The 20,943-nt window shown below is 56.0% G+C and carries 19 protein-coding genes; 8 read left to right on the forward strand and 11 right to left on the reverse strand.

Annotation, left to right across the window (positions count from 1 at the left end; genetic code table 11):
* Window positions 1-45: 45 nt before the first annotated feature.
* A complete protein-coding gene (locus NG42_RS16230; RefSeq protein WP_052900828.1) occupies window positions 46-1,329 on the reverse strand; it encodes a cystathionine gamma-synthase family protein in 1,284 nt (427 codons plus the stop codon).
* A 267-nt stretch (window positions 1,330-1,596) separates the two neighbouring features.
* Here NG42_RS16230 and hpt point away from each other — a divergent pair, with 267 nt between their 5' ends.
* Window positions 1,597-2,133 (forward strand): hypoxanthine phosphoribosyltransferase, encoded by a 537-nt coding sequence (gene hpt / locus NG42_RS16235; protein ID WP_052900831.1) that lies wholly within the window; start codon window positions 1,597-1,599, stop codon window positions 2,131-2,133.
* 105 nt (window positions 2,134-2,238) lie between these two features.
* Here hpt and can read toward each other — a convergent pair whose 3' ends face one another.
* On the reverse strand, window positions 2,239-2,901 hold the full coding sequence (gene can, locus NG42_RS16240; RefSeq protein ID WP_052900834.1) for a carbonate dehydratase: 663 nt from the start codon (window positions 2,899-2,901) through the stop codon (window positions 2,239-2,241).
* Between the two features lie 111 nt (window positions 2,902-3,012).
* On the opposite strand from can, the gene NG42_RS16245 reads away from it, so the two are divergent.
* A complete protein-coding gene (locus NG42_RS16245) occupies window positions 3,013-3,939 on the forward strand; it encodes an ABC transporter ATP-binding protein (protein WP_052900837.1) in 927 nt (308 codons plus the stop codon).
* Entirely contained in the window at window positions 3,936-4,706 is a 771-nt protein-coding gene (locus NG42_RS16250) for an ABC transporter permease (RefSeq protein ID WP_052900839.1), read from the forward strand. The genes NG42_RS16245 and NG42_RS16250 overlap by 4 nt, the downstream gene beginning before the upstream one ends.
* Window positions 4,707-4,754: 48 nt before the next feature.
* Here the strand turns inward: NG42_RS16250 and panD are convergent, their stop codons facing one another.
* The 9 genes from panD to thpR all read right to left on the reverse strand — a co-directional run bounded on the left by panD (window position 4,755) and on the right by thpR (window position 11,806).
* Window positions 4,755-5,135 (reverse strand): aspartate 1-decarboxylase, encoded by a 381-nt coding sequence (gene panD, locus NG42_RS16255; protein WP_052901019.1) that lies wholly within the window; start codon window positions 5,133-5,135, stop codon window positions 4,755-4,757.
* A 67-nt stretch (window positions 5,136-5,202) separates the two neighbouring features.
* A complete protein-coding gene (gene panC, locus NG42_RS16260; RefSeq protein WP_052900842.1) occupies window positions 5,203-6,057 on the reverse strand; it encodes a pantoate--beta-alanine ligase in 855 nt (284 codons plus the stop codon).
* A gap of 15 nt (window positions 6,058-6,072) precedes the next feature.
* Window positions 6,073-6,867 carry a 3-methyl-2-oxobutanoate hydroxymethyltransferase gene (panB, locus tag NG42_RS16265; RefSeq protein ID WP_052900844.1) on the reverse strand — a complete coding sequence of 265 codons (795 nt, stop codon included), beginning with the start codon at window positions 6,865-6,867 and terminating at the stop codon, window positions 6,073-6,075.
* 119 nt (window positions 6,868-6,986) lie between these two features.
* Entirely contained in the window at window positions 6,987-7,466 is a 480-nt protein-coding gene (gene folK, locus NG42_RS16270; RefSeq protein ID WP_052900846.1) for a 2-amino-4-hydroxy-6-hydroxymethyldihydropteridine diphosphokinase, read from the reverse strand.
* Window positions 7,463-8,884, reverse strand: a complete 1,422-nt coding sequence (gene pcnB, locus NG42_RS16275; protein WP_052900849.1) for a polynucleotide adenylyltransferase PcnB — start codon at window positions 8,882-8,884, stop codon at window positions 7,463-7,465. The genes folK and pcnB overlap by 4 nt, the downstream gene beginning before the upstream one ends.
* 58 nt (window positions 8,885-8,942) lie before the next feature.
* A complete protein-coding gene (gene gluQRS / locus NG42_RS16280; RefSeq protein ID WP_052901022.1) occupies window positions 8,943-9,851 on the reverse strand; it encodes a tRNA glutamyl-Q(34) synthetase GluQRS in 909 nt (302 codons plus the stop codon).
* 73 nt (window positions 9,852-9,924) lie between these two features.
* Window positions 9,925-10,380 (reverse strand): RNA polymerase-binding protein DksA, encoded by a 456-nt coding sequence (gene dksA / locus NG42_RS16285; protein WP_017800386.1) that lies wholly within the window; start codon window positions 10,378-10,380, stop codon window positions 9,925-9,927.
* 181 nt (window positions 10,381-10,561) lie between these two features.
* A complete protein-coding gene (gene sfsA / locus NG42_RS16290) occupies window positions 10,562-11,266 on the reverse strand; it encodes a DNA/RNA nuclease SfsA (protein WP_052900852.1) in 705 nt (234 codons plus the stop codon).
* 12 nt (window positions 11,267-11,278) lie between these two features.
* Window positions 11,279-11,806 (reverse strand): RNA 2',3'-cyclic phosphodiesterase, encoded by a 528-nt coding sequence (gene thpR / locus NG42_RS16295; protein WP_052900855.1) that lies wholly within the window; start codon window positions 11,804-11,806, stop codon window positions 11,279-11,281.
* A 114-nt stretch (window positions 11,807-11,920) separates the two neighbouring features.
* On the opposite strand from thpR, the gene hrpB reads away from it, so the two are divergent.
* The 5 genes from hrpB (at window position 11,921) to fhuB (ending at window position 20,880) form a co-directional block, all read left to right on the forward strand.
* Window positions 11,921-14,365: an ATP-dependent helicase HrpB gene (gene hrpB / locus NG42_RS16300; RefSeq protein WP_052900858.1), complete on the forward strand. Its 2,445-nt coding sequence runs from the start codon at window positions 11,921-11,923 to the stop codon at window positions 14,363-14,365.
* Window positions 14,366-14,473: 108 nt separating this feature from the next.
* Window positions 14,474-16,981 carry a bifunctional glycosyl transferase/transpeptidase gene (mrcB, locus tag NG42_RS16305; protein WP_052900861.1) on the forward strand — a complete coding sequence of 836 codons (2,508 nt, stop codon included), beginning with the start codon at window positions 14,474-14,476 and terminating at the stop codon, window positions 16,979-16,981.
* A gap of 234 nt (window positions 16,982-17,215) precedes the next feature.
* Window positions 17,216-18,010 carry a Fe3+-hydroxamate ABC transporter ATP-binding protein FhuC gene (gene fhuC / locus NG42_RS16310; RefSeq protein WP_052900864.1) on the forward strand — a complete coding sequence of 265 codons (795 nt, stop codon included), beginning with the start codon at window positions 17,216-17,218 and terminating at the stop codon, window positions 18,008-18,010.
* 15 nt (window positions 18,011-18,025) lie between these two features.
* Window positions 18,026-18,904: a Fe(3+)-hydroxamate ABC transporter substrate-binding protein FhuD gene (gene fhuD, locus NG42_RS16315; RefSeq protein WP_052900867.1), complete on the forward strand. Its 879-nt coding sequence runs from the start codon at window positions 18,026-18,028 to the stop codon at window positions 18,902-18,904.
* On the forward strand, window positions 18,901-20,880 hold the full coding sequence (fhuB, locus tag NG42_RS16320; RefSeq protein WP_052900870.1) for a Fe(3+)-hydroxamate ABC transporter permease FhuB: 1,980 nt from the start codon (window positions 18,901-18,903) through the stop codon (window positions 20,878-20,880). Before fhuD ends, fhuB begins: the two co-directional genes overlap by 4 nt.
* Window positions 20,881-20,943: the final 63 nt, after the last annotated feature.

Below are 20,943 nucleotides of genomic sequence, written 5' to 3' on the forward strand. Positions count from 1 at the left end.
TTATCAGCTCGCTGCGCTGAGCAGCGAGCTGATAGTGATTGCTAATCAGGCCAGTTCCAGCGCCAGACGCAAATCCTCAATCAAATCATCTTTATTCTCAATGCCGATCGACAGACGAATCGTTGATGCACTGATTCCAATACGATCGCGCACGTCAACCGGCACCCCTGAGTGGGTGGTGCTGGCCGGGTGGCTGGCGAGAGATTCTGTGCCGCCCAGACTCACTGCCAGCTTAAACAGCTGTAGCGCATTCAGAAAACGGAACGAAGCTGCCTGACCGCCGCGTAAATCGAAAGAGAAGGTTGAACCGGCACCACTGCACTGGCGGCTGAAAGTTTGACCGGCTGCGGACTGCGGGTCGAGGAATGACAGATAGTGAATATTTTCGACTTTGGCATGGTCACGCAGGAACGTTGCCACCGCTTCGGCGTTGCTGTTAGCACGCTCCATGCGCAGTGACAGCGTTTCGAGAGATCGACCAATCATCCAGCACGAGTGCGGGTCAAGCTGAGTTCCAATCGCACCACGCAGCGATTTTATCTGACCGACCAGCTTCTTGCTGCCCAGTACCGCACCAGCAATCAGATCCGAGTGACCGCCGACATACTTGGTCAGTGAATAGACCGAGAGATCGGCACCATGCTCAAGCGGACGTTGAAACACCGGCCCCAGCAGGGTGTTGTCGCAGGCGATAATTGGGCGATGACCCTGCTGCTGCGCGATGTTGTCAGCAATACGGCTGATCATCGCCACATCCACCAGACTGTTGGTCGGGTTAGCTGGCGACTCAATCAGAATCACCGCAACCCGCCCCTTTTTAACCGCTTCATCCGCTGCCGCCTGCACTGACGCCTGATTAACGCCATCGGAAAAGCCGACGCTGGCAACATTGAGATTGCTGAAGGTTTTACTCAGCAGGGTTTCGGTGCCGCCATATAACGGCTGCGAGTGCAAAATCACATCGCCAGGTTTCACCAGGGCCAGCAGGGTGGTGGAAATCGCAGACATCCCCGAAGAGAACAGCGCGCCGCTTTCGGTACGTTCGTAAACCGCCAGCCGGTCTTCAACGATCTCGCTGTTAGGATGGTTAAAGCGCGAGTAGACCAGCCCTGATGAACTGCCAGCCGGAGGTTCGCGGCGGCCGGAGACATAATCAAAGAAATCACGTCCGTCCTCGGCGGTGTTAAAGACAAAGGTTGAGGTCAGGAACACCGGCGGTTTAACCGCGCCTTCAGACAGTGCCGGATCATAGCCATAATTCAGCATCTGCGTTTCAGGCTGCAGTTCACGGTTACCCAGGTGGGTTTTCTTGGAGTGTGGGGAAGTCATACGATCTCCTGCCTTGGCGGCATGTGTTAACTCGATATTTTGAGCATAAGCTACCATGCAGGAGAATGAGCGGATAAATGAATTAACGTTCTAAGTTTAAAACCTTTTTCACAATTAAATGTTACTTTTGAAGATTTTAGCAGTCTATCCGTCTGGATGGCGCGCATTGTCCACTGAGAGATTGCCGTTGCGCAACAGCATGCTTCAGCGCTGAAATGTGATAGACTGCGTCGCTTTCCTGATGGCAACCAAGCTGAACTGAATGCTATGAAACATACTGTAGAAGTGATGATCTCCGAAGCTGAGATCAAATCCCGCATTGCCGAACTGGGCAAACAGATCTCTGAACATTACCGTGACAGCGGTAGCGATATGGTGCTGGTTGGCCTGCTACGCGGCTCATTTATGTTTATGGCCGATCTGTGTCGCACCATTGACGTCCCTCATGAAGTCGATTTTATGACGGCTTCCAGTTACGGCAGCGGCATGTCGACGACCCGCGATGTGAAAATCCTGAAAGATCTCGACGAAGATATTCGTGGCAAAGACGTACTGATTGTTGAGGATATTATCGATTCCGGTAATACGCTGAGCAAAGTCCGCGAAATCCTCAGCCTGCGTGGGCCAAAGTCACTGGCTATCTGTACGCTGCTGGATAAACCCGAGCGCCGTGAAGTGACGGTGGACGTCGAATACGTCGGCTTCTCAATTCCTGATGAATTTGTCGTGGGTTACGGTATCGATTATGCCCAGCGTTATCGCCATCTGCCGTATGTCGGTAAAGTGGTGATTCTGGAGCAGTAATTCACTCCGCTGGCGCATGACGCACCGCATTATCTGGCAAGGCCGGACCCGCCGGCCTGTTATACCCTTCCTCGCGGAAGTTGCAGCTGTGCATTTGCCGCCGTGTTAGCGGTGGCTGTCAGGCTTGTTCAGCAGATTGGCAATGCCGTGGCGATAGCGCTGCTCAAGGATTTCGCGATTGGTGGCGGTGACCCCGAGGTCTCGCAGACAACCATCGTGGATGCCATACACCCAGCCGTGAATAGTGACTTTCTGGCCGCGCTTCCATGCAGATTGCATAATAGTGGAGTGGCCCAGGTTGTAGACCTGTTCGATAACGTTGATTTCACACAATTTATCAAAACGCTTTTCTGGCGGCAGTTCACCCAGCAATGAGCTATGTTTGTACCACAGGTCGCGGATATGCAGCAGCCAGTTGTCGATCAACCCCAGTTCAGGGTTTTCGAGCGCGGCCTGCACGCCGCCACAGCCATAGTGGCCGCAGATGATGATGTGTTCGACTTCCAGCACTTCAACGGCGTACTGCACTACAGAAAGGCAGTTTAAATCGGTGTGGACCACCAGGTTGGCAACGTTGCGATGCACAAACAGTTCGCCAGGCTCAAGCCCGGTCAGACGTTCGGCAGGTACGCGGCTGTCAGAGCAACCAATCCAGAGAAAACGGGGTTTTTGCGTGTCAGCAAGGCGCTCGAAGAAGCCGGGATCCTCCTCTATCAGCAATTTAGACCATTCGCGGTTGTTGCTGATAAGGGTATCGATATCTTTCATGAATTTATACGACCTGTAACAAGTCAAAGTGCGTTGCCGTACTATAGGTCAACGCCACAAGATTTAAAACGGCAAACAAGAAAACCATACAAACAGGGTACGCTTTTACCTATGACTTATGCACTGGAACTTGAAAAACTGGCCAAGACCTATCCCGGCGGCGTTCAGGCGCTGAAGGGCATCGACTTAAACGTTGAGGCCGGTGATTTCTATGCACTGCTCGGCCCGAACGGGGCGGGTAAATCCACCACCATTGGCATTATCAGCTCACTGGTGAATAAAACTGCCGGCAAAGTGCGGGTATTTGGTTATGACCTGCAACACGATATGGTCAATGCTAAACGCCAGCTTGGCCTGGTGCCGCAGGAGTTTAACTTCAACCCGTTTGAGACGGTGATGCAAATCGTCGTCAATCAGGCGGGTTACTATGGCGTTGAAAAGCCAGAAGCGATTAAACGCGCAGAAAAATACCTGAAACAGCTCGATCTGTGGGAAAAACGCAGCGAACGTGCACGCATGTTGTCCGGCGGCATGAAGCGTCGCCTGATGATTGCCCGCGCCCTGATGCATGAGCCAAAGCTGTTGATCCTTGATGAGCCGACCGCCGGGGTGGATATTGAGCTGCGCCGTTCAATGTGGGTGTTTCTGAAAGATCTTAATGCCAAAGGCACCACGATTATTCTGACCACGCACTATCTGGAAGAGGCTGAAATGCTGTGTCGCAATATCGGCATTATCCAGAGCGGTGAGCTGGTGGAAAATACCTCGATGAAAGGTCTGCTGTCCAAACTAAAATCCGAGACCTTTATTCTCGATCTGGCGCCAAAAAGTCCGCTGCCGCAGCTGGATGGTTTCCAGTATCGTCTGGTCGATACCTCGACGCTGGAAGTAGAAGTGATGCGTGAGCAGGGTCTGAATAGCGTATTTAGTCAGCTCAGCGCGCAGGGCATTCAGGTGCTGAGTATGCGTAATAAAGCAAACCGCCTGGAAGAGCTGTTTGTTGGCCTGACGCAGGGCAAGAAAGGAGAGAAGGCATGACACATTTGTACTGGGTAGCGCTGAAGAGCATCTGGGGTAAAGAGATCAACCGCTTTGCGCGTATCTGGATTCAGACACTGGTGCCGCCGGTGATCACCATGACTCTCTACTTTATTATTTTCGGTAATCTGATCGGCTCGCGTATTGGTGAGATGCACGGTTTCACCTACATGCAGTTTATTGTGCCGGGTCTGATTATGATGGCGGTGATCACGAATGCTTACGCTAACGTCGCCTCGTCGTTTTTCAGCTCGAAGTTTCAGCGCAATATTGAAGAGCTGCTGGTCGCGCCGGTGCCGACGCATATTATTATCGCCGGTTATGTGGGGGGAGGTGTAGCGCGCGGAATCTGCGTTGGGGTACTAGTGACGGCAATTTCGCTATTTTTCGTGCCGTTCCATGTTCATTCATGGTGGATGGTCGCCATAACGCTGTTACTGACCGCGATTCTGTTCTCGCTGGCTGGTCTGCTGAATGCGGTGTTTGCGCGTACTTTTGACGATATCAGTCTGATCCCGACCTTTGTACTGACGCCGTTAACCTATCTCGGTGGCGTATTTTATTCGCTGACGCTGCTGCCGCCGTTCTGGCAGGCGGTGTCGAAGCTGAACCCTATCGTGTATATGATCAGTGGTTTCCGCTACGGCTTCCTCGGGGTTAACGATGTACCGCTGGTATTTACCCTGTCGGTGCTGATCGCCTTTATCGTAGTGTTTTATGCGGTGGTATGGGCGCTGATTCAGCGTGGTCGCGGGCTGCGTACTTAATGACCATTCCGTTTTATGGGGCGGCATTTTCGCCGCCCACAAAGAAAATCACGCCACCTGAACCGGCACCGCTTTAGCCAGGCGTTTCATCTCATTATCACCTTCGAAATAGGCGACTTTAGGTTGCCACTCGCGGGCTTGCTCATCTGACATTTGCACGTAAGAGCAGATAATCAGCAAATCACCGGCGCAGGCACAGCGCGCAGCCGCGCCGTTAACCGAGATGATTTTCGAACCCCGTTCGGCAGCGATAGCGTAAGTTGAGAAACGCTGGCCGTTGTTAACGTTGTAGATATCGATCGCTTCATATTGAAGAATGCCTGAAGCATCGAGGAAATCCTGATCGATGGCGCAGGAGCCTTCATAGTGCAAATCGGCCTGGGTGACTTTTACCCGGTGCAGCTTGCCTTGCAACATGGTGCGTACCATAACTCTGTTACCTTTGAGCATCTCATCAAAAAACGAACGACAGTATCTGTCGTTCATTGCGCCTTGTCTACTGCGTCAGATCAACCTGCTGGTTATCAATCAGACGGGCATTACCCAGCCATGCCGCCATCAGAATTACCGCCCGTTTACTCTCGGTATCCAGCGGTAACAGCGTCTCTGCATCGCAAATCGCCAGGCCGTCGGGGCGGAAGCCTTTTTCATTCAGTTCGGCTTCACCAGCAGCAATCAACTCTTCCACATGGCGTTCACCATCAGACAGTTTCTGCGCGATGCTGTTCATCACCTTGCTCAGCTCGGGTGCCTGTTTGCGCTGATCGGCGGTCAGATAGCCGTTGCGTGAACTGAGTGCCAGTCCATCTTTCGCCCGTACCGTCGGCACACCAATAATATCGATATCGTAGCCCATATCGGCCACCATCTTGCGAATCAGGGCCAGCTGCTGGTAATCCTTCTCACCGAAGCAGGCGAGGTCTGGCTGCACCAGATTAAACAACTTACTGACCACCGTCGAGACGCCACGGAAATGGCCCGGGCGGCTGGCACCTTCCAGCAGTGAAGAGAGACCCGGTACGTCAACGAAGGTCTGCGTATCCAGCCCGGCAGGATAGATATCGGCAGGGGAAGGGGAAAACACCAGGTCAACGCCACGGCGATTAAGCTTTTCGCAATCTTCCTGCAAGGTACGGGGATACCGCGCCAGATCGTCAGCGCGCTCAAACTGCATCGGGTTGACGAAAATGCTGGCCACCACGATATCCGCACGTGCGCGTGCTTCATCAACCAGTGTCATATGACCGTCATGTAAGTTGCCCATGGTCGGCACCAGCGCGATGCGTTTACCATCCTGACGCCAGCGACGAATTTCACGACGCAACATCGGCAGCGTTTCAATAATCAGCACAGACTCTCTCCTGGGTTATTGGAAACTGTGTTCTTCAGCGGGATAGCTCCCGGCCTCAACTTCGGTAATGTACTGACGGACAGCGCTACGAATATCGCCGCTGTCGGACAGGAAGTTTTTCGCGAATTTAGGGATATGTCCACCAGTAATCGCAAAAGCATCATGCATCACCAGAATCTGCCCATCAGTAACATTGCCCGCGCCGATACCAATCACCGGAATGCTTAGTGCCTCGGTCACGCGTTTAGCCAGCGCCACCGGCACACACTCCAGCACCAGCAGTTGTGCGCCTGCGGCTTCTAATGCCAGCGCATCGTCCAGCAGACGATCGGCATCCGCCGCTTCGCGCCCCTGAATTTTGTAGCCGCCAAAAATATTGACCGACTGCGGCGTTAACCCCAGATGTCCACATACCGGTACCGCGCGTTCGGTCAGCTGTTTTACCGTCTCAGCCAGCCATTTACCGCCTTCCAGTTTGACCATATTCGCACCGGCGCGCATCAGCTGTGCGGCGTTGTCAAAAGTCTGCTGCGGCGTGGCATAGCTCATAAACGGCAGGTCGGACAGCAGCAGCACATTGGGCGCGCCACGACGTACCGCCTGAGTGTGATAAACGATATCGGCGACAGTCACCGGCAGCGTGGAATCATGGCCCTGTACGGTCATTCCCAGCGAATCACCCACCAGCAGCACCTGAATGCCTTCGTCGGCAAACAGTTTGGCAAAGCTGTAGTCATAAGCGGTAATTGAAGCGAATTTGCGGCCTGCCTGTTTCCACTGGCGCAATTGAGAAATACTGGTCGGTTTCATAACGGCCTCTCAGGAGGAAATTTCTGATGGCCGAAGTGTAATAGATCGCGAATCGCAGAGGAACGTTTATCAGGCTAACGGAGCGGCGAGGCGGAGGATTTTTATACTGACCCTAAGGGCTACCAGCGTTGAATATCGCGACTGTCGAGCTGTGACAGCCTTTCTGCGACAGATTCGCCGTCAGGAAAGTGCAGTCCGGCAGCGATTTCCGCCAGCGGTAGCAGCATAAAGGCGCGGTTTTTCATATCATAATGCGGCACGATTAAGCGCTCGCTGTTAATCGTCAACTCGCCAAACAGCAGAATATCGAGATCCAGCGTTCGTGGCCCCCAGCGCTCTGCTTTGCGTACCCGACCCTGTTCCCGTTCGATACGCTGGGTATGATCCAGCAGCGTTTCGGGTGGCAGGGTGGTCTCAAGGGCAATCACCGCATTGAGATAGTCGGGCTGATCGGCAGGGCCGTAAGGTGGGGTGCGATACAGCGAAGAGATGGCAATCAGCTGACTGTCAGGGATTGCGGCCAGTGCATCAAGTGCATTTTGCACCTGATGCAACGGGTCGGCCAGATTGCTGCCTAACGCAATATAGACGCGGGTCATGCGTTGCTGTTGCCGTCACGACGTGGTGCAGCACCCGGCGTGCGTTTGCGCGGGCGACGGGTACGACGGCGTGGCACCGGATCGTCACCCAGCGTATTCAGCATGGTTTTTTGCTGCGGTGGTGCGGCAACCTGGAACTCGCTCCACCAGGTGGTGAGACGTTGCAGTTCGTGGTTATTTTCCACTTCAGCACGCAGCGCCAGCAGGTCATACGCGGCGCGGAATTTCGGATGTTCCATCAGCTTCCACGCGCGTTTGCCGTGGCGGCGTGACAGACGCAGCTGCAATTGCCAGATATCACGAATCAGGGTGGTGATGCGTTTTGGAATCGCCAGCGCACGGCAGGCTTCGTCGAGCACATCATTCATTGCCAGCGCAAAGGCGTCGTAGTAGGCCAGACCGCTTTCCTGCGCGATTTTTTGCGCCGCTTCCAGCTGTGGATACCAGAACATCGCAGCAAACAGGAACGCCGGATTGACGCGCATCTGGTTGTGAATGCGGTTATCGGTATTTTTCAGTACCTGAATCACCATCCGCTCCATGGCGCTGTCACCTTGTTCGGTGAAGTAGCGGGTGATCAGCGGGAACAGTGGCTGGAACAGCTGATATTCACGCAGTTGCAGATAAGTACTGTAGCCGTAACCGGCCTGCAACAGCTTCAATGTCTCTTCAAACAGGCGTGCTGGCGGAATGTCCTGCAACAGCGTCGCAAGGCGTGGAATGGGCTCGGCGGTCTCGGCGGCCACGCTCATATCCAGCTTGGCGGAGAAACGCACCACGCGCAGCATACGCACCGGATCTTCGCGATAACGCGTTTCCGGGTCGCCAATCAGGCGAATAATTCCCTGTTGCAGATCGTTCAGACCGCCAACATAGTCACGGACGGTGAAATCCGCCACGCTGTAGTACAGGCTGTTGATGGTCAGATCGCGGCGCTGGGCGTCATCTTCAATCGAACCAAAAATATTGTCGCGCAGCAGCATGCCGTTCTGGCCGCGCTGGGAGTTGTTGCGATCATCCTGCTGCTCTTCCGCCAGATGGTGGCCACGGAAAGTCGCGACTTCAATCACTTCCGGGCCAAACATCACGTGAGCCAGACGGAAGCGGCGACCCACCAGACGGCAGTTGCGGAACAGTTTACGCATCTGCTCCGGGGTGGCGTTGGTGGTCACATCGAAATCTTTCGGCTTTTTACCCAGCAGCAAATCGCGCACGCCGCCACCTACCAGGTAGGCTTCATAACCGGCTTTATTCAGGCGATAGAGTACTTTGAGGGCATTTTCGCTAATGTCTTTTCGCGAGATATTATGGCGGTCGCGAGGGATAATCGTCATATGACGGACTTCCTCGACCACAGTTGGCGCCTCATCTTCGCGATTCAGGACTTTTCTGCAAAAATTAGCAACTCGGGTAAAAATGGGACACCTCGATAGTGACTAAGAAACTTGGGTGGTAAAAACAGCGGCTAATCATAGCTTAGTGAGAACCATTTGAGAATGCTGAAGTCATTCCAATGCTTCCCGCTGCGTCCTGGCGTGGGATTTTTGTGAGATCCCACTGCTGAATTGCCTGTTTTAACAGCGCATCCAGTGAATCATCCTGCCAGCCAGTCGGCTCTGGCTGACCAAGAAACCGTAAAGCACGCACCAGCACCGGTCGCGGATCGCCTTCCGGTAACGCGGGGGCATGATTCTGTTTTGATAATTTATTGCCATCGGTATTGAGTACCAGCGGCAAATGCAGGTAGCCCGGCACCGACCAGCCAAACTGCTGATACAGTGCAATCTGGCGCACCGTCGGTTCAATTAAATCGGCACCGCGCACAATTTCGCTGATGCCCTGAAAATGGTCGTCGACCACTACTGCCAGGTTATAGGCGAACAGGCCATCACGGCGATGAATGATAAAATCTTCCGTCGCCAGCGCGCGATCGGCAATGATATTGCCACGCAAGCCATCATAAAACTCGGTTACCGGTGCATGCTGACGTAAACGCAGGGCGGCATTTTCTGCACTCAGTTGCCGGTCGCGACAATGGCCGTCGTAATGCCCACCGCTTTGCTGAATGCGGCGACGAGTGCAGCGACACCAGTAACTTTGCTGATGCTGACGTAACCAGCTGAGCGCGGCGCGATAGGCATCGTGGCGCTGTGACTGCCATAGTACCTCGCCGTCCCAGTGCAGGCCGTAATGTTCCAACTGACGTAAAATGTGTTGTGCCGCGCCGGGAATTTCACGTGGCGGATCGATATCTTCGATGCGCACTCGCCATTGACCTTGCTGCGCACGCGCCTGCAAATAACTGCCAAGGGCAGCAATCAGTGAGCCGAAGTGTAATTCACCGGAAGGAGAGGGGGCAAAGCGCCCGATATAGGATGATGGCATGATAGTCAAATACGGTGAGCAGTGAAGCGGGAGCATTAATTTGTCCCTGCTTCACTGCAACATCCGCGCGCCGTTAACCGGCCATTTGTTTCTCGCGAATTTCCGCCAGCGTTTTGCAGTCAATGCAAAGATCGGCAGTCGGACGCGCTTCAAGGCGACGGATACCAATTTCAACGCCACATGAATCACAGTAGCCGAAATCGTCGTCTTCAACCTTTTTCAGCGTCTTCTCGATCTTTTTGATCAGCTTACGCTCACGGTCGCGGTTACGCAGTTCAAGACTGAACTCTTCTTCCTGAGCGGCACGATCAACCGGATCCGGGAAGTTAGCAGCTTCGTCCTGCATATGAGTTACCGTACGGTCTACTTCATCCCTGAGTTGATTGCGCCACGCTTCAAGAATCTTCTTGAAGTGCTCCAGCTGGGCTTCGTTCATATACTCTTCGCCCGGCTTCTCCTGATATGGCTCCACCCCAGCGATGGCGAGAATACTCAGGGACGATGTTTTACGGTTTTGCCCTTCTTGCATGTTGTTTCTCCTGGATAACACGCACTATCGATCCCCAACGGGGAAAAAAACAGGCCGCTATAAATAACAGAAGCGATTAAGGTTGGCAATTATTCCTGAACAAGTCTTGACAAGCCTGTGAGTAAAAGCGTATTTAGCACACCGCTAGCAACTATCCTATCACAGCAAATTGCACGAAATATTACAACTTCACTTCGAGCGACTTTTGCAGACTTAATCCGTCAGGTGAGAACTGCGCCTTATAACAGAGGATCTCTGTTCCGCTCTGTTGTGCCTGTGCCAGTAGTTCCGCATACTGCGCATCAATATGACGCGCCGGGGAAACGTCCTCAATCCCCGAGTGCAGAACGGCAAAAAACAGAACCGCACGCTCGCCATTTTCGGCGATTTTAGCCAGCTCGCGCAGGTGCTTCTGACCACGAACGGTTACCGCATCCGGAAAATACCCTTTACCTCTTTCTAAGAGTGTCACGGATTTCACTTCAATATAGCAGTTTCGGCGATTATCTGCCTGTAATAGAAAATCTATTCGGCTCCGTTCTGCGCCATATTTTACCTCTGCCTGTAACGATGTGTAGCCAGTCAGCGAGGTGATGATATCTGCCTGTATCGCTTCGCGCACCAACTGGTTAGCCCGCAGGGTGTTGACGCAAATCCAGTGGCCCTGCTGAGTCTGCGTTAGCTCCCAGCTGTGCGGGTATTTGCGCGTCAGGCTGTCCGAGGTGGAATACCACACGGTATCGCCCGGTGTGGCACAGCCGGTCATCGCGCCGGTATTCGCACAGTGAATGGTCAGGGTTTCGCCTTGCGGCGTGATGACATCGGCTAAAAAACGTTTATAGCGTTTAATCAGACGTGCGGGTTGCAGCGCCGGGAAATATTCCATGGGTAATCCTGTTCAGGCGGTCAGCGGCCAGCTTTCCACGATGTTGTAGCGGGTACGGCCCTGGCTAAAGGTCGACTGCCATAAAGCAAACTCTGTGACGTCAAACTGCCAGTGAAAATTGCGCGGCGGCATCGCCACCGGGCGGGTGGCATTACGCAACAGGCTGATATGGGGATGAAACGGCTGCGGACTCTGGTAACAACCGCTGCGTGCCGCCTGTGAGCGCAGCAGTTCTGCCAGTTGCACCAGACCGCGTGGCGACTGACGCGGGCCGAGCCACACCACGCCGGGACGCGGCCAGTGTCCGGCATCATCGATTTGCAGGGTAAACGGCGGCTGACGAATACGCCCGGCCAGGCGGCTGATGGCCGTGGCCTTTTCCGCGCTGATTTCGCCAAGAAATGCCAGCGTCAGGTGCAGGTTAGCAGCGGCCAGCGGACGGCCAGCCTCAGCGTTAAACGCCGTGGCGCGCCAGGCAATAATTTCCTGTTGTATCGTCGGCGGCAAACCGATGCCGAAGAATAAACGGCGCGTGGACATGGCACCTCCGGTAATGAATGCGGTTGAATGCTACAATGCCTGCCATTATATACCCGTCATCCCTCAGGCTGCATTTGTGTTGGCTATAAGTCCACGTTGTTACGGAGTTTTTTTGTGAGTTTATTACCGGTCAGTGCGGTGCTGCCGCAGCTGTTAGCCGCCCTGGAGCAGGCACCTCAGGTATTACTGGTCGCCCCTACCGGCGCGGGTAAGTCCACCTGGCTACCGCTGCAAATTTTGCAGCAGGCGGATTTCACCGGTCGTATTCTGTTACTCGAACCGCGACGACTGGCGGCACGCAACGTGGCACAGCGGCTGGCTGAACAGCTGAATCAACAGCCGGGTGAAACCGTCGGTTACCGTATGCGTGCGGAAACGCGGGTCGGGCCGGAGACGCGGCTGGAAGTGGTGACCGAAGGGATCCTCAGCCGCATGCTGCAACAGGATCCGATGCTGGAAGGCGTCTCGCTGGTGATCCTGGATGAGTTTCACGAGCGCAGTTTGCAGGCCGATCTGGCACTGGCGCTGCTGCTCGATGTACAGCAAGGTTTACGCGACGATCTGAAAGTGTTGCTGATGTCGGCTACCCTCGATAATCAGCGGCTTAGTGCGCTGTTACCCGATGCCCCGGTAATTGTCTCTGAAGGACGCAGTTTTCCGGTTGAACGGCGCTATAGTGCGCTGGCAAGCCACCTGCGTTTTGACGAGGCGGTGGCACGTGAGGTCGCGCAGTTGCTGCGTGATGAGAGCGGATCGCTGTTGCTGTTTTTACCGGGCGTCGGTGAGATCCAGCGCATCAAAACGCTGCTGGAAGAGCGGGTAAGCCATGATATCGATCTCTGCCCGCTGTACGGCGCTTTGCCGCTGAGTGAGCAGCAGCGCGCCATTTTGCCTGCCGCTCAGGGGCGGCGTAAAGTGGTGCTGGCGACCAATATTGCCGAAACCAGTTTAACCATTGAAGGTATCCGGCTGGTGGTGGACAGCGGGCTGGAGCGGATGGCCAGCTTTGATCTGCGCAGCGGGCTGACCCGATTACAGACGCAGCGCATCAGCCAGGCATCAATGACCCAGCGTGCCGGACGCGCAGGCCGTCTGGAGTCAGGCCTGTGTCTGCATTTGCTGGGTAAAGAGCAAGCCGAACGCGCGGTAGCGCACAGCGACGCCGAGATACTGCAAAGCGATCTGTCGGCGTTATGGCTCGATGTGCTGCAGTGGGGCTGCAATGATATCCGTCAGCTTAGCTGGCTGGATCAGCCGCCTGAACCCGCTTTGCACGCAGCGGCGCGGTTACTGCATCAACTCGGTGCTACCGATGCGCAGGGCAGGCTGAATGAGAAAGGGCGCAAAATGGCGCAGCTCGGCAGCGATCCGCGGCTGGCGGCACTGTTAATCGATGCCGGAACGTCCGCTGAGCGGATCGCCACGGCGGCGCTGCTGGTCGCCATTCTGGAAGAGCCGCCGCGTCATGGCAGCGGCGATCTGCGCGATGGTTTCCAGCGGGTGCAGCCGCACTGGCAGCGGCGTGCCCGTCAGCTACAACACCGGCTCGGCGCACGCGACGCGGTAGCGGACGTCGAATGCCTTGCGCCATTACTGATGGCGGCCTTTCCCGATCGTCTGGCACGACGTCGCGGCCAGCAGGGGCGCTATCAGCTGGCGAACGGCACCGGCGCACAGCTGGATGACGATCACGCGCTGACCCGCTACGAATGGCTGATTGCTCCGCTGCTGTTACAGGGCAACATGCAGGCGGATGCCCGTATCCTGCACGCATTACCGGTGGAGATTGAATCGCTGATTCGCCAGTGTCCTGAACAGGTCAAGTCAGTCACTGCCGTCGAGTGGGATGAAGAGAAAGGCACGCTGCGCGCCTGGCGTCGCGAGCAGATTGGCGCTCTGGTGCTTAAAGCACAACCACAGGCCCGGCCCGAACCGGAAGAGCTGCATCCGGCAATGCTTAACTGGATTCGCGAGAAAGGTCTCAGCGTACTGAACTGGACGCCGGATGCGCAGCAGCTGCGGATGCGTTTAGCCTGTGCCGCTCAGTGGTTGCCGCAAGAGAGCTGGCCTGCCAGTGATGACCAGAGCCTGCTCGATTCACTGGAGCGCTGGCTGCTGCCGCTGATGACCGGCGTGCGTGACCTGAAAGGGTTGCGCAACATCAATCTCGTCAACGCATTATTACAATTACTGACATGGTCTGAGCGTCAGCGGCTGGATAGTGTGCTGCCAACTCATTACACTGTGCCGACCGGAAGTCGGCTACCGTTACGCTATGATGCGGTTTTACCGCCGGTGCTGGCGGTGCGACTACAGGAGATGTTTGGTGAAGCGCAAAATCCCTGTGTTGCCGAAGGGCGAGTGCCGCTGGTGCTGGAGCTGTTATCCCCCGCTCAGCGTCCACTGCAAATCACCCGTGATTTAGCGGCATTCTGGCGCGGCGCGTATCCGCAGGTGCAAAAAGAGATGAAAGGGCGCTACCCGAAACATCTGTGGCCGGACGATCCAGCCAATACGTTACCCACGCGGCGCGTCAAAAAGTTTTCCCCGCCGTCCTGAGCGGTTGTTTTTAGAGTATGCATTTCGGAAGGTTCCACTTTCCCGGAATACAGAGTAAGAACAGAGTAGTCGGCCTTGCCGACGGCAATCCCTGGAGAAATGAAACGAATGTCTGGCAACGATCGCGAACCTATCGGGCGCAAAGGCAAACAGCCTAAACCGCCGCGTAAGCCGGCTAAAGGTCGCCGCAGGGAAGAAGATTATAATGAAGATTACGATGATTATCAGGATGATACTGATGATGACCACGAGGAGACAGAACCGGTGCCACGTAAAGCAAAAGGGCGTTCGCCACGCAAAAAAAGAGGCTGGCTGGGGCTAATCATTAAGCTGTTGCTGGTCGTCATTGTGCTGATGGCGATCTACGGCGTCTGGCTCGACTCGCAAATTCGCAGCCGTATTGACGGCAAAGTCTGGCAGCTGCCGGCAACGGTGTATGGCCGCATGGTCAGCCTTGAGCCGGGCATGTCCTATAACAAGCAGGAGATGGTGGCACTGCTTGAAGGCACGCAATATCGCCAGGTGACGCGCATGACGCGTCCGGGTGAGTTTACCGTGCAGGGCAACAGCATTGAGATGATCCGTCGTCCGTTTGATTTCCCGGACAGCAAAGAGGGTCAGATTCGTGCGCGTCTGTCATTCAGTAATGGCACGCTGAGCGAAATTAAGAACCTCGACAGCGGACGTGACTTTGGTTTCTTCCGCCTTGATCCGCGCCTGATCACCATGTTGCAGTCGCCAAACGGTGAACAGCGCCTGTTTGTGCCGCGTGCGGGCTTCCCGGATCTGCTGGTCGATACGCTGGTGGCGACCGAAGACCGTCATTTCTATCAGCATGACGGCATCAGTTTCTACTCGATTGGCCGTGCGTTCCTCGCCAATATTACCGCCGGTCGTGCAGTGCAGGGCGGCAGTACTCTGACGCAGCAGCTGGTAAAAAACCTGTTCCTGACCAACGAGCGTTCACTGTGGCGTAAGGCTAATGAAGCCTATATGGCGCTGATTATGGACGCGCGTTACAGCAAGGATCGTATCCTTGAGCTGTATCTTAACGAAGTGTACCTCGGCCAGAGCGGCAGCGATCAGATTCGCGGCTTCCCGCTGGCGAGTCTCTACTACTTCGGCCGTCCGGTGGATGAGCTGAGCCTCGATCAGCAAGCGCTGCTGGTGGGGATGGTAAAAGGGGCGTCGCTGTATAACCCATGGCGTAATCCGAAGCTGGCGCTGGAGCGTCGTAACCTGGTACTGCGTCTGTTGCAGCAGCAGAAGGTGATCGATCAGGAGCTGTATGACATGCTCAGCGCCCGTCCGCTCGGCGTGCAGCCGAAAGGCGGCGTGATCACTCCGCAGCCCGCGTTTATGCAGATGGTGCGTAATGAGCTACAGCAGAAGCTGGGCGACAAGGTGAAAGATCTCTCCGGGGTGAAAATCTTCACCACGCTGGATTCGGTCTCGCAGGATGCGGCAGAAAAAGCGGTGGAAGAGGGTATCCCGGCGCTGCGTAAACAGCGCGGCGTGAAAGATCTCGAAACGGCGATGGTCATCGTTGACCGCTTTAGCGGTGAAGTGCGCGCGATGGTCGGCGGTGCCGATCCGCAGTTTGCCGGTTACAACCGTGCGTTGCAGGCGCGCCGTTCCATCGGCTCGCTGGCAAAACCGGCGACCTATCTGACGGCGTTAAGCCAGCCGGATAAATATCGCCTGAATACCTGGATTGCCGATCAGCCACTGGCGCTGAAACAGCCGAATGGTCAGGTGTGGAAGCCGCAGAACGACGATCGTCAGTTCAGTGGTCAGGTTATGTTGGTGGATGCATTAACCCGTTCGATGAACGTGCCAACCGTCAACCTTGGCATGTCGCTGGGCTTACCGGCGGTGACGGATACCTGGACTAAACTGGGCGTGCCGAAAGATCAGCTGCATCCGGTTCCGGCCATGCTGCTCGGTGCGCTGAACCTGACGCCGGTTGAAGTGGCGCAGGCATTCCAGACTATCGCCAGCGGCGGTAATCGTGCTCAGCTTTCGGCGCTGCGCTCGGTGATTGCGGAAGATGGTTCGGTGCTGTATCAGAGCTTCCCGCAGGCGGAACGCGCTGAACCGGCGCAGGCGGCATACCTGACGCTGTACAGCATGCAGCAGGTTGCGGCACGCGGTACCGCCCGAGCGCTGGGCGCGAAGTATCCGAGTGCGAATCTGGCCGCGAAAACCGGTACCACCAATAATCAGGTGGACAGCTGGTTTGCCGGTATCGACGGTAAAGAAGTGGCGATTACCTGGATTGGGCGTGATAACAACCAGACCACTAAATTGTACGGTTCTTCCGGCGCGATGCAGATCTACCGTCATTACCTGGAAAATCAGGCTCCGATGCCGCTCAGTCTGACGCCGCCGGAGGATATCGCGTCAATGAACGTCGACTCTGCCGGTAACTTTGTCTGTGACTCGGGCAGCAGCAACTGGCGCTCTCTGCCGGTATGGACCACTGATGCGAATGCACTCTGCCAGCAGCAACAGCAGCAGGTTGAACAGCAGCAGCAACAGGAACAGCAGCAGCAGCAAGAGCAGAAAGACAGCGACGGCGTGGCGGGCTGGATTAAGGATATGTTCGGTAAATAGCATTACCCCCGGCGGCGGCGATGTCGCCTGTACCACGATCCTCATCGAGGCGGCGTTTACGCCGCCTTTTTTATTGGCGCTGGCCTGACAACCGCGCCCCAGCTGGATTTTTGTTGCAGAGCTTCCCGCGTTTCGCATATTATCCGAGCTGTATAATAATAATTATCGTTTACATTCCGCTTTTAATGTTTAACTGGATGCGGTTCGCTGCTCCCGCCAACCCTGAAGATAATCATGCAATCTCAGCAACAACAGGATACAACCTTCCGGCTTGATAACGTCAGCTTCACCGTTCCCGGTCGTACGCTGTTACACCCTTTGTCACTGACCTTTCCCGCCGGAAAAGTCACCGGGCTGATTGGACACAACGGTTCCGGTAAATCGACGCTGCTAAAAATGCTCGGTCGCCATCATGCGGCCAGTGAAGGGCGGGTATTACTGAACGATACCGCGGTGGCAGAGTGGAACAGCAAGGCTTTTGCACGTGAAGTTGCCTATCTGCCGCAGCAGCTTCCGGCTGCCGAAGGTATGACGGTGCGGGAGCTGGTGGCGATTGGTCGCTATCCATGGCATGGGGCGCTGGGTCGCTATGGCGTGGAGGACCGTGAACGTGTTGAAGAGGCCATTGCGCTGGTCGGTCTGAAGCCTTTCGCACAGCGGCTGGTAGACAGCCTCTCCGGCGGCGAGCGTCAACGCGCATGGATTGCCATGCTGGTGGCACAGAACAGCCGCTGTCTGCTGCTGGATGAGCCGACGTCGGCGCTGGATATCGCCCATCAGGTTGATGTACTGGCGCTGATTCAACGGCTGAGCCATCAGCGTGGTCTGACGGTGATTGCGGTGTTGCATGATATCAATATGGCGGCGCGTTATTGCGATCATCTGGTGGCGCTGCGTGGCGGTGAAGCCATTGCACAGGGCGAGCCTCAGGCCATTATGCATGGTGACGTGCTGGAGAAGATCTACGGCATCCCTATGGGCATTCTGCCGCATCCGCAAGGCGGTGCGCCCGTGAGCTTTGTTTACTGATTACAGGATGTTCTGATGCCGGATAGACTTCGCCGCCGTTTGTTAACCGCAATGGCGCTCTCCCCCGTATTACTGAATTTACCGGCGCGCGCCGGGCTTCCCGATATCCAGCGCGTGGTGGCGCTGGAGTGGTTGCCGGTCGAGCTGATGATGGCGCTCGGCGTGGCGCCGATGGGCGTGGCGGAAATCCATAATTACCAGCTGTGGGTCGGTAAGCCGGATTTACCGGCGAATACCCTCGATCTCGGACTGCGTACCGAACCTAATCTCGAACTGCTGACGCAACTCAAACCTTCATTAATCCTCTATTCGCAGGGCTATGGCCCGTCGCCGGATAAACTTGAGCGCATCGCGCCGGGTATGGGCTTCAGCTTTAACGAAGGCGATGGCAAACCGCTGACTTCCGCTCGTCATTCACTGGTCAGGCTGGCACAACGTCTTGGCCTTGAGTCGCGCGCCGACCAACATCTTGCTGAATTTGACCGCTTTATGCTGCAAATGCGTGCCAGACTGGCACATCGCGCGCCTAAGCCGCTGCTGCTGATGTCAATTCTCGACAGCCGCCACGCGATTGTGTTTGGCAAAGGCAGCCTGTTCCTGGAAGTGCTGGATGGACTGGGTATTGAAAATGCCTGGCAGGGCGAAACCAACTTCTGGGGCAGCGCGGTGATGGGTATTGAACGCCTGGCGACGATCAAAGATGCGGATGCTATCTGTTTCGATCACGGTAACGACCTGATGATGGAGCAGGTCATGTCGACGGCGCTGTGGCGCTCTTTCCCGTTTGTTCGCCAACAGCGGTTTAAGCGCGTGCCAGCGGTATGGTTCTATGGTGCCACGCTGACCGCTCAGCATTTCTGCCACATCCTCGACAGCGCGCTGGAGACGACATGACACGGAAATTATTCCCGCTGACGCTGCTCACGGGCTTGTTTGTGTTGACGCTGGCGTTAACGCTGTACAACCTGGCTCAGCATTTGCCGGTGGCACAATGGCTGGCGGCATTGCGGCAGCCGGATATCGATAATCTGGATCAGATGTTGTTTCATTACAGCCTGTTACCACGGCTGGCGATATCCTTACTGGTGGGGGCGGGGCTGGGACTGGCGGGTCTGTTGTTCCAACAGGTGCTGCGCAATCCGCTGGCTGAACCCACTACGCTGGGGGTGGCCTCCGGGGCGCAGCTGGGGATCACCGTTGTAACCCTGTGGAGCTTGCCGGGCGGATTATTAACCCAGCAAATGGCCGCGATGGGTGGCGCGATTCTGGTCGGGCTGGTGGTATTTGGTATTGCGTGGGGCAAGCGTTTATCGCCGGTCACGCTGATTCTCGCCGGACTGGTGATGAGCCTGTACTGCGGTGCGGTCAACCAGATTATTGCCATCTTTAATCATGACCAGCTGCAAAATATGTTTTTGTGGGGCACCGGAGCGCTGAATCAGCAGGACTGGAGCAACGTCATGACGCTGTGGCCAAGGTTGCTGATCGCCTTTGCGCTGGCACTGCTGTTGCTGCGTCCGATGACGCTGATGGGGCTGGATGATGGCGTAGCAAAAAACCTCGGTCTGGCCTTGTCACTGGCGCGTTTAGCCGCGCTGGTGCTGGCGATTTTGCTCAGTGCGCAACTGGTCAATGCGGTAGGGATAGTCGGCTTTATCGGCCTGTTTGCGCCACTGCTGGCACGGATGCTGGGCGCGCGCCGTCTGATTAGCCGTCTGCTGCTGGCACCGTTAATTGGCGCGTTGCTGCTGTGGTTGGCAGACCAGAGTGTCAGCTGGCTGACCGATGTCTGGCGTGAGGTTTCGACCGGTACCGCGACGGCGGTGATTGGTGCGCCATTATTGCTGTGGCTGTTGCCACGCCTGCGCACCGGTTCGGTGCCACCGGCAATGAATCAGGGGGACAATATTCCGGCCGAACGCCAGCAGGTGATGGGGTGGGCGCTGTTTGGCGTCGGCATGCTGTTGCTGATGATTGCCGTGGCATTGTCATTTGGGCGTGATGCGTATGGCTGGAGTTGGGCCAGTGGCGACCTCTGGCAGCAATTACAGCCGTGGCGTGCGCCACGCGTGGGTGCGGCACTGGCTGCCGGTATGATGCTCGGTGTGGCCGGTAGCGTGATTCAGCGCCTGACCGGCAACCCGATGGCCAGCCCGGAAGTACTGGGTATCAGCTCCGGTGCGGCTTTTGGCGTGGTGATGATGCTGTTTATCGTGCCGGGAGATGCCTTTGGCTGGTTGCTGCCGGCTGGCAGCATTGGCGCTGCGGTAACCCTGATGATTATTATGCTGGCGGCAGGGCGCGGTGGTTTCTCGCCGGAACGCATGCTGTTAGCGGGGATGGCGCTGAGTACCGCCTTTACCATGCTGCTGATGCTGTTGCTGGCCAGTGGCGATCCACGTATGGCGAGTTTGCTGACGTGGATTTCCGGCTCAACTTACCCTGTGGATGGCCCACAGGCGCTGCGGACAGCGGTGATTGCCGTGATTCTGATGGCGCTGGCGCCGTTAGCCACGCGCTGGCTGACGATTCTGCCGCTGGGTGGGGCTACCGCTCGTGCGGTCGGTATGGCGTTAACGCCTTCGCGTCTGGCGTTATTACTGCTGGCCGCGGCGCTGACGGCGGCGGCAACGCTGACCATCGGTCCGCTCAGCTTTGTTGGCCTGATGGCACCGCATATGGCCCGCATGCTCGGTTTTCGTCGCGCGCTGCCGCAGCTGGTGATCACTGCGCTGCTGGGAGGGATATTGATGGTGTTTGCTGACTGGTGTGGGCGGATGATGTCATTCCCGGATCAAATTCCGGCGGGGCTGCTGGCAACCTTCTTTGGCGCGCCATACTTTGTTTATCTGCTGCGTAAGAGCCGCTAGAGCCCGGGTGAGGTGCAGGGGAGCCGGAAACGGCTCCCCTGGAGCATTTAAGAAATCCCGGCG

Source organism: Winslowiella iniecta, assembly GCF_001267535.1.
Taxonomy (GTDB): Bacteria; Pseudomonadota; Gammaproteobacteria; order Enterobacterales; family Enterobacteriaceae; genus Erwinia; species Erwinia iniecta.